This is a genomic window from Tepidanaerobacter sp. GT38, from assembly GCF_021991635.1.
In the GTDB taxonomy this organism is placed as follows: Bacteria; Bacillota; Thermosediminibacteria; order Thermosediminibacterales; family Tepidanaerobacteraceae; genus DTU063.
In genome coordinates, this window is sequence record NZ_JAFFJA010000015.1 from 1 (window position 1) to 14,193 (window position 14,193).

Below are 14,193 nucleotides of genomic sequence, written 5' to 3' on the forward strand. Positions count from 1 at the left end.
GTTTTTAGTTGGATCTCATTTGTGATTTTTTTAAATCTGCTTGACTTTTAATAGTTGGTCTTTCAAAAACATTTGGAATTATTAATCTATTTTAATGCCATACCCAAAAGCTCCATCCACCGTACATGTTTTTGCAGCCAAAAGATTGCCTCTTGCCATACTATATTCAATTAGTAAATCCTCAAAATCAATTTTATATCTTTGTGGGAGTTCTAAGTCTACGTCTGATTTAGTAACCCTATGATAGTATTTTATGCCATCTATATATGTCAGTAGAAAACCTGTCAAAAACGAATCACCTGCACCAAGAGTATCGACTATCTTGGCACCTAAATTATAGGGCTCTTTTTTATAGAATTTCCTACCATTGTATACAATTACACCTCTTTTACCCATTGTAGCAATAATAATTTTGGAGCCTAAATTATGTATTTTCTTAAGTAAATGTTGTATTTCCCCATCATCTAGATGGCCGCAAGATAGCAAGTTAAAATCTGTATTTGGACATACTCTTTCAAGATATGCATCATCCCACAAACTAGAAAAGTCAAAGCTCACGGGAATTCCTATTTCTTTTATCTTTCCAATCTCTTCCTCCATATAACTATATATACTTGTATGAACAACATCAAATGTCTTTATGTACTCTAAATCTTCTCCATTGAGTTTAATAGGAAATTCTTTTGAAACGCCTCCATCATTATCTTCAGATATTATTCTGTCCCCGTTGATAATATTAATAGAAGAACTCCCATTTTCGCCATCTTCAAATCTGCAATGAGAAATATCTATACCTAATTTTTGCAAAACTGCAGATACGTGTTTTCCGGCGTTATCATTTCCAAAAACCCCCAGATAACCAGAATCATTGCCGGTTAATTTTGCGTAGACGCTAAAATTTAAAGCATTGCCTCCAGGATACATGATACCTTTATGTAGGTACCTGTCCACCACATTGTCTCCAACTCCTATGACTCTTAACATGTTATCACCCTTGATTTTTTATTTTTATGTAAGATTACATTTTTCGTTTTAATATGATTTGACTGCGACTTTTGATATTGCAAATAATATATAATCTTGGACGAACATGCTTTATTACGATACTTTATTATTTTCAGAAAACGGCAATTGCACTTATCTGGTCTTTTTTAACAATACATAAAGCAATTTATAAAAACATGCGGAGATTATGTATATTATGTATTACAATGTTATATTACCATAAAGATGTACAAAATGTAAATGCTAATTACAGTTGAAAAAAAGGATTTAATAGTGAATAATCTTAATATAGCTAATGTTAACTTGTAAATTTACATATTGTAAGCATTTTTACGTTAATGCTACACTTTTATTTCATCTATAAGCTTAGTGTTACATTTATTTAATTTTTATAACCTAAACTTTATTGTTATAGAAAAACTTGCCCAGATGAACAATGTCATCTGGGCCTTTCTTTCATTTTTTTTACTGAATTTTCCCCATGTTGTTTGGTTATTCTTTAAAACTTCTTGCACTTTTTATTATGTATTCCCCAGGCTTTACAAGCCCCAGCTCATCCCGGGCAATGACTTCAATATATTCATCAGTGTGAAGCAGGCTTATTTCTTTTTTGAGCTCTTCTCTTTGCTCAATGGCCGCCTTTTTTTTGGCATTAAGCTCTGCCTCCTGTTTAGTTAAATCCATAATTCTAAATTGTTGATATATGAAAGTCGACAGCACATAAATTAAAAAAAGCAAGCACAACAGGTGGCGAATTTTAATTTTCCTTTTTGCCATTTTACCAAAACCTCCAACTGTACTTATATTTACAGTTCGGTACATTATTTGAAAATCCTTCATTATCAACGCTTCATTTTAGAAAAGATTCGCCTTGCGTCTTGCCAAATCCTGTGCACTAGCCTTACAGCTGTCAGACTCTTTACTTTGCCTACAAGCTTAGATATTTTTAAAAAACAGATTCCAATATAAGTATCCATTACAACAAAAAACCAAATCACATATGGACTTATAAAGTGAAGATAAAAACCCAAGCCCGCTGCTATTCCCAAAAAAACATATCCGCGAATCTGGCCTGAGCTTATGGAAAGAAGTGATGTAAAAGTAATTACAGCTATGATAGACCAAAAACACAAATCCCCGAGAGCTGTAAGATAAGGCCCCGGGGAAACCAAGTTTCTCATACGCCGATATATGTCAAACAATAATCCGGTAACCAATCCTATGATTAAAGATGTAATTAAAAGCATAATTTGCGGTTGTATCTGCCAAAGATCCACCTATATCTCCTCCTAGAAAACTCACTTTAGCAGGCGCCCCAGTAAGCCCTTCCTTTTTGAACTAGAAGATAAGCCTTCATGATAGGCCATTGCCTTTACGATACCCTCAATTACAATCATACCGGCGTCTAGATTTAATTGCTTCATGTGCATATTTTCGCCTTTGATGTTAAGCATCCCTTCGTCTGTTTCAAGTAATATATCTTCATCGGTGAACTTTTCTACATTTATTACACCGTTTACTTCTAGGAGTTCCCGATTGGTAAGTGTTAATTTGTGACGAGTTTTTTCTTCCACTACAAAACCCTCCCTTACTTATCTTTGTTTTAATTTTATTCGGGAGGGTTTTGAAATATGTTATTCCCACAATTTTACGATGTCTACGTCTTTAAAATAATAGTTTATTATATCTTCGGGGCTCTTTTTTTGTTTGGCCATGACATTGGCTCCCCATTGGGAAAGGCCCACCCCGTGGCCAAATCCTTTCCCAGCCATAATAACTTTGTCACCTTCCACCTTAAAGCTGGTAAGAAGGGTTGATCTCATTTCCATGCTCCCCAGGGCTATTCGAAGCTCTGGCGCCGAGACCGTGGCATTTCCTATCTTAAGCTTTGTAGCTCGACCTGAAGGCCCTCTTTCAACTATGCTGACAGTGTCTATGGGGCCCGTTTCCATGCCCATTTTGTCTCTTATTACAGCGCTTATTTGGTCTTTTGAAAAAGATGCAGTCCATGTCCTTTTGCCTTCAGGCCCTGCATCGGCATCCGGCGATTTCGTAACTTTTATATAAGGGGGTTCTGCTTCCTTAAAATTTAAACCCTCTTTAGCAGTTGCAGTCATGCCTCCGGCATGGGAGTGAAACCAAGCCTTAATATACTTGCCTTTATACGTGACTACTTCACCGCGGGTCATTTCAACGGCCTTTTTTATCCTGTCATTGATGTTGTCCGGATTCCATGCCTGGGCTTCTTCAAAATCCGTGGATATGTCTGCATCTGTATATTTTGAACCGCCCTTATCAGTTATAAACTCAAGGACATAAGTCCTCGCCAAGATAGCCTGGGCTGCCAGAGCTTCCACTGGCCAGTTATTTTCCATTTCTCCTGCCACTACACCTGCCACATAATCTTCCAGTTTCATTTCTTTGACAGCACCAGTTTGGACTTCATATACACTGAGCACCGGCTCTTTGCCGGTTCCACGGCTGATTTTATCGGGTACCTTGGGCAGAGCTGGTTTTTTTTCTGGACTGGGTCTTCTGGCACATGCTGCAACTAAAGCGGTTATAATGGCAACAAAAATTATTAGAGCTGCTAACTTTCTGTTCATATCAAGCCTCCTAGTTTTAAGTTAAATTAAGTAACACTATAAAAAGGAAGTTTGCTGCTGGCTTTTTCATACTTATAGTATTGGCTTTAAATAATAAATAATTCTCGCATATAAAAACAAAAAAGCAGGTCTAACAACCTGCCTTTTTAATAGTGTCTAATCATTTACTTGTTAATGCTGTCCTTTAAGGCTTTTCCTGCCTTAAAAGCCGGTACACTGGCTGCGGGTATGTCAATTTCTTCGCCAGTTTGTGGATTGCGACCTTTGCGGGCACTTCTCTCTCTCACTTCAAATGTTCCAAAACCAACCAATTGAACCTTGTCCCCATTTACGAGAGCTTCTTCAACTGCTTCGATGAATGAATTTAGCGCTTTTTCCGTATCCTTCTTTGTCAATCCACTCTTTTCAGCCATTACTGAAATAAGTTCGGCTTTGTTCACAAGATTCCCTCCCTGAATGTTAATTAAATTCATATAGTCTATTCTCCACTTATTGACAAAATCCTTCCTCTACAAAGGAAATTTAAAACTTTTTTTCTTGTTTTTTACTTTGTTGCCACAATTCTTCCATTTCCTGTAAACTCATATCTCGTAAATTCTTGTCGAATTCCGCCGCCGTTGCTTCTACAAAATTGAATCTGTTAATAAATTTTTTTACAGCATCGTTTAAAGCAAGCTCAGGTTCGACTTCTAAAAAACGAGCAACATTTACACAGGCAAATAACAAATCTCCCATTTCTTCTCTTATTTTGTCACTGTTTCCTGCATTATATACTTCTTTAAGCTCGTCCAACTCTTCATAAACCTTATCTATTGCGCCACTTATATCATCCCAATCAAAACCTACCCGGGCTGCCTTTTCCTGAACTTTAAAAGCCTTCATCAGAGCCGGCAGAGCCTTTGGTATGTTCATCATGCTCTCAGCTTCTGATTTCATATCCTTTTCTTCACGCTTTATTTCTTCCCAATTTTTTAGAACTTCATCAGTGCCTTCTACAGCCACATCACCAAAAATATGAGGGTGGCGCCTTATCATTTTCTCACATATTCCTTCGATAACATCGCCTATATCAAATTCACCCCGCTCCTCACCGATACGGCTGTGAAAGACTATTTGCAGCAAAAGGTCCCCAAGCTCTTCAATAAGATCCTCTCTGCTTTTTCTCGAAATGGCATCTACAACTTCATAGGCTTCTTCTATGATAAAAGGTTTTAAGGTCTCATGGGTCTGGGACTTGTCCCAAGGACAGCCAGGATTCCCTCTTAGTTTTGCCATTATTTCCACCAAATCATCTAAAGTGCGCTTTGACATTAAATTACCTCCTGAAGGCTCCAAATTTTTTTATAAATCTAATGATGTGCCGGCCACCGGGTAAAAGCTCCAAGTCATTTTGCTTTAAACCTCCGCTTAAAAGCAAAGCCAGAACATATACAAGAACACCTAAGGCTATAGCAAAAACTGTGGCTTTGTTTTGCGAAAGGCCTAAAAGCATAAGCTTTCCATGGGCAAGCTTTACGCTTATTCCCATGATAGCAGCAGCAAAGGCGGGTTTTATTACCATGTAATTTAAATCAACTTTAAGATCTGTCCACTTGATCACCTGCAGAGCATTAAAAAGGGAAGGAATCAGATAACCTATAACCGTTCCGAGAGCCGCCCCTTTAATATTAATGTAGGTTATACCAGTCAGAACGTAATTTATGACAACTTTTATTGCGGCACCAATAAACATATTTTTTACAGGAATCATAGTTTGACCAATGCCTTGAAGGATTCCTGTGGTAGTTTGAGTAAGGGCTAAAAACACTACTCCCCATGAAAGAACTTCAAGAGATATTCCAGCTTCGGCATTTTTATAAAGCAAAACGGTTATAGGCTCAGCCAACACGTACATGCCCACAGCCGCAGGCAAGCCAAATATTATACTAAAGCACATTCCCGTTTCAGCTCTAGAAGCGATCATCTGCCTGTTGTTTAAGGCCACAGCTTCGGAAATCGCCGGCACCAGGCTTGCGGAAAGGGCCGTAGTTGCCACAACCGGTAAATTCACAAGGGGAGCAGCCATGCCGGTGAGCTGTCCAAAAAGCTCTGTTGCCCGCTTTACGGAAAATCCTGCATACTGCAGTCTGCTGCTTACTATGGCTGCATCAGCCATGTTCATAAAAGGGCTAACGAGGCCTCCCAAGGTTATAGGAATGGCAAAGGAAAATAAGCGATATATAATATGTACGTAATCTTCAAAGGCTCGGCTGGTGTCTAGGCTCATCTTGGTAAGTAAATAACCTCTTCTGTTATAATATACCAAAATAAGCACAATCAGCCCTGCCACAGCCCCTGCCACCGGGCCAAAGGCTGCCCCGGCAGCGGCAAACTCCACACCATAAGGCAAAAGTATGTTGGCCAGAATAAAAACTGCCACTACTCGACCTATTTGCTCCACTATTTGGGATATAGCCGAAGGGGTCATATCCTGCAAGCCCTGGAAAAATCCTCTAAAGCATGACATTACAGAAACAAAAAATATTGCAGGTGCTATACTGACAATGGAGTAGTAGGCCTTGGGATTTTGATAAACTCTTATTGATAGCAGCTCTGCTCCTGCAATTAAAACAACTGTCAGCACAAGCCCAACTAGAGCAAGCACTACCAGGGAAACAACAAATATGCGATAGGCATTTTTATATTTCCCCAAAGCAGCATCTTCAGATACCATCTTGGAAATAGCTGTGGGAAGGCCAGCCGTAGATATGGAAAGAAGTATCAAATAAATCGGGTATGCCATTTGATACAGGCCCATACCCTCATCTTTTATGAGCAGTGCCAATGGAATGCGATAAGCTGCCCCTAAAATCTTTACAATAAAACCTGCTATTGTTAATATCAGAGCACCTTTTAAAAAGGAATCTTTTCTATCAGACAATAATTTATCCGCCTTTCTTTTGAAACTCTTTATCTATTATATTCTATTCTATATTCAGCAGCAATATTTATGAATAGATTCCTCGCCGTACCATGATATGGTACGGCGTTTTTGTATGTAATATTGTTAATAAATAGGCATTTAGCAAAGTTATCATTAATTTTTTAACGAATATGAACAAATTATACCTAGTGCTTGTAAAAAAAATGTTATATAATAGATTTTAATTGAATTTATAGAAGCGGAGGTAGAAGTAATGGAAAAATTAGCTTCCATAGGTCTTTACAACACCAAAAATGTTTATAAAAATCTTTCCGTTCCTCGCCTTGTGGAAGAAGCGCTGAGAAGAGGAGAGGGATTTTTGACGGAAAGCGGAGCCTTAAATGTCTTTACAGGCAAGTACACCGGCCGTTCACCCCACGACAAATTCATTGTGGACGAACCTTCTATCCACGACAAAATATGGTGGGGCAACAACAAACCCATTCAGAGGGAAAATTTTGAGAACATTCTTAAACGGCTTTTAGCATATCTGCAAAACCGCGATATATTTGTATTTGACGGTTTTGCAGGTGCAGATCCAAAATACCGCTTGCCAATTCGAGTTATCAATGAATACGCTTATCAAAACCTCTTCTGCCGCCAGCTGTTTATCGTGCCCTCAGAAGAGGAATTGAAAAATCATGAACCAGGTTTTACAGTTATTTGTGCTCCCGGTTTTAAGGCAGATCCAGAAACCGATAAAGTCAATTCGGAAGCATTTATCATCATTAGTTTTGAAAGGAAACTTATCATAATTGGTGGCACACAATATGCAGGCGAAATGAAAAAATCCGTATTTTCGGTATTAAATTATTTAATGCCTGAGGCAGGAGTGCTTTCTATGCACTGTTCCGCAAATGTGGGCGAAGACGGCTCTACGGCGCTATTCTTTGGCCTCTCTGGCACTGGAAAGACCACACTTTCCGCCGATCCTCATCGATTCCTCATCGGTGACGATGAACATGGTTGGTCTGATGACGGCATCTTTAATTTTGAGGGCGGCTGCTACGCAAAATGTATCAACCTTACCAGGGAAAAAGAACCTCAGATTTACGATGCCATAAAATTCGGAACGGTTTTGGAAAATGTCATTGTAGATGAAGACACAAGAATTCCGGACTACAGCAGTGATAAAGTCACGGAAAATACTCGCGCTGCTTACCCCGTAGAATATATTCCCGGCGCTGTCATCCCCGGTGTAGGAGGCCATCCCAAAACTGTAGTATTCTTAACTGCCGACGCTTTTGGAGTGCTGCCTCCTATAGCTAAGCTCAGTAGAGAACAAGCCATGTACTATTTCATCTCCGGGTATACCAGCAAACTGGCGGGCACCGAAAGGGGAATTACAGAACCTCAGGCCACTTTCTCTTCCTGCTTTGGCGCTCCGTTCCTGCCACTTTCACCAATGGTATACGCCAAACTTCTAGGTGAGAAAATAGAAAAACATGATGCTAACGTATTTCTGGTAAACACCGGTTGGACAGGAGGCCCCTACGGTGTTGGCAAGCGCATGGATTTAGGCTATACAAGAGCTATGATTAGAGCAGCTCTCGAAGGCATACTTGACTCTGTAGAATACGAAAAAGACCCGATTTTCGGATTAATGATCCCCAAATCTTGCCCTGATGTGCCTTCGGATATATTAAATCCCAAGAATACCTGGAGCGATAAAGAGGCCTATGATAAGGCAGCAATCAATCTTGCCGAAAGCTTTGCCAAGAACATTGCCAAGTTTTCCGGCATCGCACCTGAAGTTCTTGCAGCTGGTCCAAGAGGCACTAGCAAATAAACTCAAGCTTTGAAATGGCATCAAAAAACCACCCGTTATTATGGGTGGTTTTTTGCCTTTCTATTCTTCCATCTGCCTTGCCAAAAAGCCAGCTGCGGTTTCTGCTACTTTAAGCTCCATATCTCCCATACTTACATCAGCATCTTTAGAAAGAAGAATGACAGCACCTATGGGATCTCCTTCGGCAATAATAGGGCAGATAACCTGACTTGAATATTTGATTTTGCCTTCTTCTTCATCCTTGGTTATAGGCACATAATCTTTTTCACTGGTCTTAGGTATGAGAACAGGCTTACGTTCATTCATGATCCTTTCAAGGACAGAACTAATAGACTTATCTATATATTCCTTTTTGGGTGCTCCTGCAGCGGCTATAATCGTATCTCTGTCAGCAATGCATGTAATATGGTTTACAGAATCATGAAGTGAATCAGCATATTCTTTGGCGAAGTCCCCTAGCTCTCCAATCGGTGAATACTTTTTAAGTATTACTTCTCCTTCCCGATCTGTGAATATCTCAAGAGGGTCGCCTTCGCGAATTCTGAGAGTCCGACGAATCTCCTTAGGTATTACAACACGTCCTAGGTCATCTATACGCCGAACAATTCCTGTTGCCTTCAATAAATTTCCCTCCTCATAATCTGGTTTGGATTCCACTTATAGTATATAACGCAAATGGAGGTTCTATTCATTGAAGGCAATTTGAGAAATTTTATATATATTTTTCTATCCGGGATTCTTTTTTCCACTTCTCCACGTGTTTAGCAAACTCTTCATCTTTTTTGGCATTTTCCAAGTTTGACTTTATATAGTCTTTAGCATCGTCAAAACTTAATGAGGTTCGTTCACCGGTAACTTTGATTATGTGATATCCATATTCACTTTTGACAACATCACTTACGCTTCCTGGCTTTAAGGCAAAGGCTGCTTTTTCAAATTCCGGCACCATCTTGCCTTTAGAAAAATATCCCAAATCTCCTCCTTGGTCTTTAGAGCCTGGATCTTTAGAGTATTTTTTAGCAAGCTCCGCAAAATCGGCTCCAGCCTTTATTTGGGCCAAGAGCTCTTTAGCTTCCTCTTCAGTATCTACTAATATGTGGCTTGCCCGGATTTCTTTGGATGGCAGCTCAAACATTTTCTTGTTTTCTTCATAGTATTTTTTGACTTCATCCTCTGTAACTTTTACATCCTGTGTAAGTTTTTCTCTAAACTTGTTTATTATCAGCTGGTCTTTGACCTGTGCTTCAAAAGACTCTCTATCAAGACCCTGCTGTTTCAAATATGTCTCCAAAGCATCTTTGCCGCCGTGGTACTGCTCCAATTGACTTATAGCTTCATTGAATTCTTCATCATCTAAAGTAATATTGTTTTTCCCCGCCTGCCAAAGTATCACCTGATCGTCTATCATAGATTCTAAAACGGTCTCTTTAATAGCCTGCAATACTTTCTTTCCTTCAGCAGTAGAAAAGTCTTGCCCATTAGCTTCTAAAGCACTTTTAATCAGCGCAACTTGACGATCATAATCAGACTTTAAAATATATTCATCATTGACTTTGGCTATTACCTCTTTGCCATCAACAATTTTGCCTTCAACTTTTTCTGTATTTTTACACCCCGTCATTGCCATGATTAATACAAGCAAAAGGGCCCAAACACATAGCTTTCTCATGATTTCCTCCTCATATAGGTAAGTAAAACTGGTCTAGCTTTATATTATTATACTATACCGCCTTTCTCCTGCATAGCCTTTATTTCGTCCAATATCTTCTGAAGTCTCATCAGTAATTTTATACCCTCGTTACCCCTGGTTTTTACAGCAATGATTGGAGAATTTGTGCCTATGATTTTAACTTGTCTATCCAGCACCGCCTTAATGCCAACTAGCAGCTGTGGTGTCAGCTGGCTTTTTTCATGAAACTTAATATTAATCATATCTCCCTTTTGTATAATGCTTTCGATGCCCAGTTTTGCAGCTTGAGCCCTTATGCGGGAAATCATGATGAGGTTTCTGGTAGGCTCTGGGATATCTCCGAAGCGATCCTCTACTTCATCTTCCAAATCATCAGCTTCTTCCACACTGTCTACTGCTGCAATGCGGCGATAAATTTCCATTTTTAAAGCCTCATTGCTTATATATTCATTAGATATATATGCACTTACATCAAGCTCAAGGACAGGCCGCAATTCTTCTTCTTGTTTTTCACCTTTTAGTTCTTTCACTGCGTCAGCCAGCAATTTGGTATATAGGTCATAGCCAACTGCCATCATATGGCCGTGCTGCTCCGCACCTAAAATATTGCCTGCGCCGCGGATTTCCAGATCCTTTAAGGCAATTTTAATGCCCGACCCAAATTCCGTAAACTCCCGGATAGCGGATAAGCGCTTTTCAGCCGCTTCGCTCAGCACCTTGTCCTTCTTGTATGTTAAATATGCAAAGGCCTGCTTATTGGACCTGCCCACACGACCTCTCAGCTGATAAAGCTGTGCAAGTCCCATTTTATCTGCTGATGTGACAATTAAGGTGTTTACATTGGGTATATCAAGACCTGTTTCTATAATGGTGGTGCATACCAAAACGTCATATTCGTGATTGTAAAATCCCAGCATCACCTCTTCTAACTCATTTTCGTTCATCTGCCCGTGGGCTACAGCAAAGCGAGCTTCTGGTACAAGCTGTTTGAGTTTTTGGGCTTCCTCATGAATAGTCTGAACCCGGTTGTAAACATAGTAGACCTGGCCGCCCCGGGACAGTTCCCGTATAATGGCATCCCGTATCAGAGACTCATTATGTTCTACCACATAAGTTTGAATGGGAAACCGGTTTTCCGGCGGCGTTTCTATAATACTCATATCCCTTATTCCACTCATGGCCATGTGCAAAGTCCTGGGTATGGGAGTGGCAGTAAGAGTCAATACATCCACATTTTTCTTGAGCTGCTTAATTTTTTCTTTGTGCGATACTCCAAAACGCTGTTCCTCGTCCACAATGAGCAGACCTAAATCCTTAAATTTTACGTCTTTCTGCAATAGCCTGTGAGTGCCGATGATTATGTCAATTTCACCTGTTTTAAGTTTAGCCATTATTTCCTTCTGCTGTGCAGCAGACTTAAATCGGCTAATAAAATCCACATTCACAGGAAAAGGTTTAAACCTTTCGGAAAAAGTGTGATAGTGCTGCTGGGCTAAAACAGTTGTGGGAACCAGCACTGCCACCTGCTTGTTGTCCATGACGGCTTTAAAAGCTGCCCTCATGGCAACTTCGGTCTTGCCGTAGCCCACATCTCCGCAAAGGAGCCGATCCATAGGCCGCGGGCTTTCCATATCCTTTTTAACTTCCTCGATGGCTGCAAGCTGGTCCGGAGTCTCTTCATATGGAAACATGTCCTGAAATTCTTCCTGCCACGGGGTATCGGGCGAAAAAGCAAAGCCCTTTATGGTCTGCCGAGCAGCATAAAGTTTAAGTAATTCCTCTGCCATTTGCTTAGCCGATGCTTTAGCCTTGCTTTTAGTTTTATTCCACTCGCTACCGCCCAGTTTGTGAAGTTTTACCGGAGTATCATCAGGGCTTACATACTTTTGTATTAAATCTACCTGGTTTGTGGGAACGTAAAGTTTATCCCCTCCAGCATACATCAGGGCAAAATAATCCTTTATATGCCCTCCCACTTCCAGGGATTCCACACCCAAGTATTTGCCGATACCGTGAGATACATGGACTACATAATCACCTACGCGAAGTTCCTGATAATCCGTAATTTTTTTACTTTTTGCCTTGGGTTTTGGCTGAGTTTGCTTTTTCTTGGCCCTTCCGAAAATCTCCGTATCCGAAAAAATAACGAATTTTATTTCCGGATTTTCAAATCCCTGCTCAATTGAGTTAGGAATGACAACTACTTGACCGGGCTCTATGGCACCGGCCTCGTTTAGAAAACTTGCCTCAATTCCTCTGTCACTTAAGTTTCTGATTAGGTGCTGGCCTCGTTCCTCGGTGCCGGAAAGAAGTGCTATTCTATATCCTCTGCGCTTTAACCTTGAAATTTCTTCAACAAGCAAATCCAGTTTTCCATAAAGGGGAGTCGTAGAGCGAAATTGAAAGGAGTACAGGCCATGTGGTTCGAATTCAGGATATATTTTTGGCAGTGCAGCGAAATATATAATTTTATGTCTTTTTAAATTATCCAATATTTCAAAAGGGCTGTAATAGATACTGGCTTGGGACGGCAGTATTTCCCCGGTCTCTAAAAGACCTTTGTAAGTTTCTTCAACTTCAAAAGCAGCATTTTTCTGTGCTTCTTTTATTCTCCCTGGCTCCACTAAAACAGATACAAATCTATTTTCAAAATAATCCGCTATACTGCATAGATCGGGATACAAATGTGATACATATAGCTCTGCAGCTTCAAAAAAAAGGCCGTTTGAGAGTTTCTCAATATGTGCTTCCACTTTTTCCGACAGGTGCTGTGCCAGTTCTTGTTTCCCCAGGGATTTTAACACGGCTTGCCGCTGTTTTAACTCATCAGCTATAGCCACGGCGGCAGCTTTGGCAGTTTCTTCATCGTAAACTACCTCTCGAGCGGGGCCTACAAAAATCTTATCCAGCTTGTCAATAGAACGCTGGTCCTCAATGTGAAATCTCCTAATAGAATCTACCTCTTCGTCAAAGAACTCCAATCTATAGGGATACTCACTGGTGAGGGGATACACGTCGAGAATTCCGCCACGAATGGCAAACTGCCCTTGACCCTGAATCATTTCTACCCGTTCATAGCCCATTGCAGACAATTTTGACACAACATCATTCATTGGCACTGATTTGCCTACTTCAAATTGGATAGTGAATTTTTTCACAATCTCTGGTGCCACTATTTTAGAAAACAGCGCCTGTATGGGTGCTACTACCACAATGGGTTTTTTTAGGAGTAGGCTCTCCATCACTTTTAGTCTCTGTGCAGTAAACTCTAAGCTTCGTGCAGCAGTTTCATAAGGCAATACAGTGCTTGTTGGAAAAACAGCAACTTCCTCGGGACTTAAGAAAAATGAAAGGTCATCGGCAAGTTTTTTGGCATCTAGTGAATCAGCGGTGACCACTAAAATTTGAGGCGTCCCTTGCTGTTTCAAGGCAGCTATTATATATGCCCTTTGAGAATCCGATATCCCATAGGCAAATAGGTGAGAGCCGCCACGTTTAAGGTCTTCCAGTAATTTTCTATACTCCAATATTTCTTCAGTAGTTTTTAATAGCTGTTTCATGCATATACTCCTGTTAAAATAAATATAATTTTCAGATAAATACCAAAAAGCCCTATCTATGATAAACAGGGCTAGTATTATCTATTATAACCCAAGTGTTAAAGTATATCAATAAAAGTTGACTTACAATTTCAATGTTGATTTTTCATTTTAATAACTACATAATTCCACGCTATATGGATTAAAACTGCTGTTGCTATACCAAGAAAGGTATGCCCTTGATAAATAAAGTGCTGGGTTATTGCGCCAAAGACACCATGACTTATGAAACTTGCCAATCCTGCCAAGTAAGCTGTAATGCTGTCTTGGGCCCATATATCGTAAACAGCTTCCACCGCTCCAAAAGTTACATGGGACAAGAACACATTACTTCTCAGCACAAGGGCAAAACCTGTCTTTAACAATTCTTCCAAAATAGGCGCCCAATAAATTATCACTTTCTCACCTTTGCTTTTTAAAGCTCTGCTGTTAATGCAATAAGAAACTAAAGCAGCCGCGCCTCCTGATATTATGGAAGCAAGAATTGTATTATTAAAAAGTGTAAATATTAATACCAACTCCTTGCTGTAAATAAACTGAGA

Annotated in this window: 13 protein-coding genes; 1 reads left to right on the forward strand and 12 read right to left on the reverse strand. The window is 39.9% G+C overall.

What is annotated here, in order from left to right; translation table 11 throughout:
* Positions 1-81 precede the first annotated feature (81 nt).
* From JT739_RS03195 to JT739_RS03230, 8 genes are all read right to left on the reverse strand, one after another.
* Positions 82-984: a PfkB family carbohydrate kinase gene (locus tag JT739_RS03195; protein ID WP_237659648.1), complete on the reverse strand. Its 903-nt coding sequence runs from the start codon at positions 982-984 to the stop codon at positions 82-84.
* Between the two features lie 513 nt (positions 985-1,497).
* Positions 1,498-1,782 carry a septum formation initiator family protein gene (locus JT739_RS03200; protein WP_237659649.1) on the reverse strand — a complete coding sequence of 95 codons (285 nt, stop codon included), beginning with the start codon at positions 1,780-1,782 and terminating at the stop codon, positions 1,498-1,500.
* A gap of 65 nt (positions 1,783-1,847) precedes the next feature.
* Positions 1,848-2,282: a spore cortex biosynthesis protein YabQ gene (gene yabQ, locus JT739_RS03205; protein WP_237659650.1), complete on the reverse strand. Its 435-nt coding sequence runs from the start codon at positions 2,280-2,282 to the stop codon at positions 1,848-1,850.
* A 21-nt stretch (positions 2,283-2,303) separates the two neighbouring features.
* The gene (gene yabP, locus JT739_RS03210; RefSeq protein ID WP_237659651.1) at positions 2,304-2,579 is read right to left on the reverse strand and encodes a sporulation protein YabP; all 276 of its coding nucleotides are present in this window, start codon (positions 2,577-2,579) and stop codon (positions 2,304-2,306) included.
* Positions 2,580-2,639: 60 nt separating this feature from the next.
* Positions 2,640-3,611, reverse strand: a complete 972-nt coding sequence (locus JT739_RS03215) for a SpoIID/LytB domain-containing protein (protein ID WP_237659652.1) — start codon at positions 3,609-3,611, stop codon at positions 2,640-2,642.
* A 164-nt stretch (positions 3,612-3,775) separates the two neighbouring features.
* Positions 3,776-4,051 carry an HU family DNA-binding protein gene (locus tag JT739_RS03220; protein ID WP_370642564.1) on the reverse strand — a complete coding sequence of 92 codons (276 nt, stop codon included), beginning with the start codon at positions 4,049-4,051 and terminating at the stop codon, positions 3,776-3,778.
* 82 nt (positions 4,052-4,133) lie between these two features.
* Positions 4,134-4,922 (reverse strand): nucleoside triphosphate pyrophosphohydrolase, encoded by a 789-nt coding sequence (gene mazG, locus JT739_RS03225; protein WP_237659654.1) that lies wholly within the window; start codon positions 4,920-4,922, stop codon positions 4,134-4,136.
* Positions 4,923-4,926: 4 nt separating this feature from the next.
* The gene (locus JT739_RS03230; RefSeq protein ID WP_237659655.1) at positions 4,927-6,531 is read right to left on the reverse strand and encodes a polysaccharide biosynthesis protein; all 1,605 of its coding nucleotides are present in this window, start codon (positions 6,529-6,531) and stop codon (positions 4,927-4,929) included.
* A 256-nt stretch (positions 6,532-6,787) separates the two neighbouring features.
* Between JT739_RS03230 and pckA the strand changes: the two genes are divergently transcribed.
* Positions 6,788-8,362: a phosphoenolpyruvate carboxykinase (ATP) gene (gene pckA, locus JT739_RS03235; protein WP_237659656.1), complete on the forward strand. Its 1,575-nt coding sequence runs from the start codon at positions 6,788-6,790 to the stop codon at positions 8,360-8,362.
* 60 nt (positions 8,363-8,422) lie between these two features.
* Here pckA and spoVT read toward each other — a convergent pair whose 3' ends face one another.
* The 4 genes from spoVT to JT739_RS03255 form a co-directional block, all read right to left on the reverse strand.
* Positions 8,423-8,983, reverse strand: coding sequence for a stage V sporulation protein T (gene spoVT / locus JT739_RS03240; protein ID WP_237659657.1), 561 nt, complete (start codon positions 8,981-8,983; stop codon positions 8,423-8,425).
* A gap of 91 nt (positions 8,984-9,074) precedes the next feature.
* Positions 9,075-10,031, reverse strand: a complete 957-nt coding sequence (locus tag JT739_RS12870) for a peptidylprolyl isomerase (RefSeq protein WP_237659658.1) — start codon at positions 10,029-10,031, stop codon at positions 9,075-9,077.
* A 47-nt stretch (positions 10,032-10,078) separates the two neighbouring features.
* Positions 10,079-13,612: a transcription-repair coupling factor gene (gene mfd, locus JT739_RS03250; protein ID WP_237659659.1), complete on the reverse strand. Its 3,534-nt coding sequence runs from the start codon at positions 13,610-13,612 to the stop codon at positions 10,079-10,081.
* Between the two features lie 131 nt (positions 13,613-13,743).
* Entirely contained in the window at positions 13,744-14,049 is a 306-nt protein-coding gene (locus JT739_RS03255; RefSeq protein ID WP_237659660.1) for a hypothetical protein, read from the reverse strand.
* Positions 14,050-14,193: the final 144 nt, after the last annotated feature.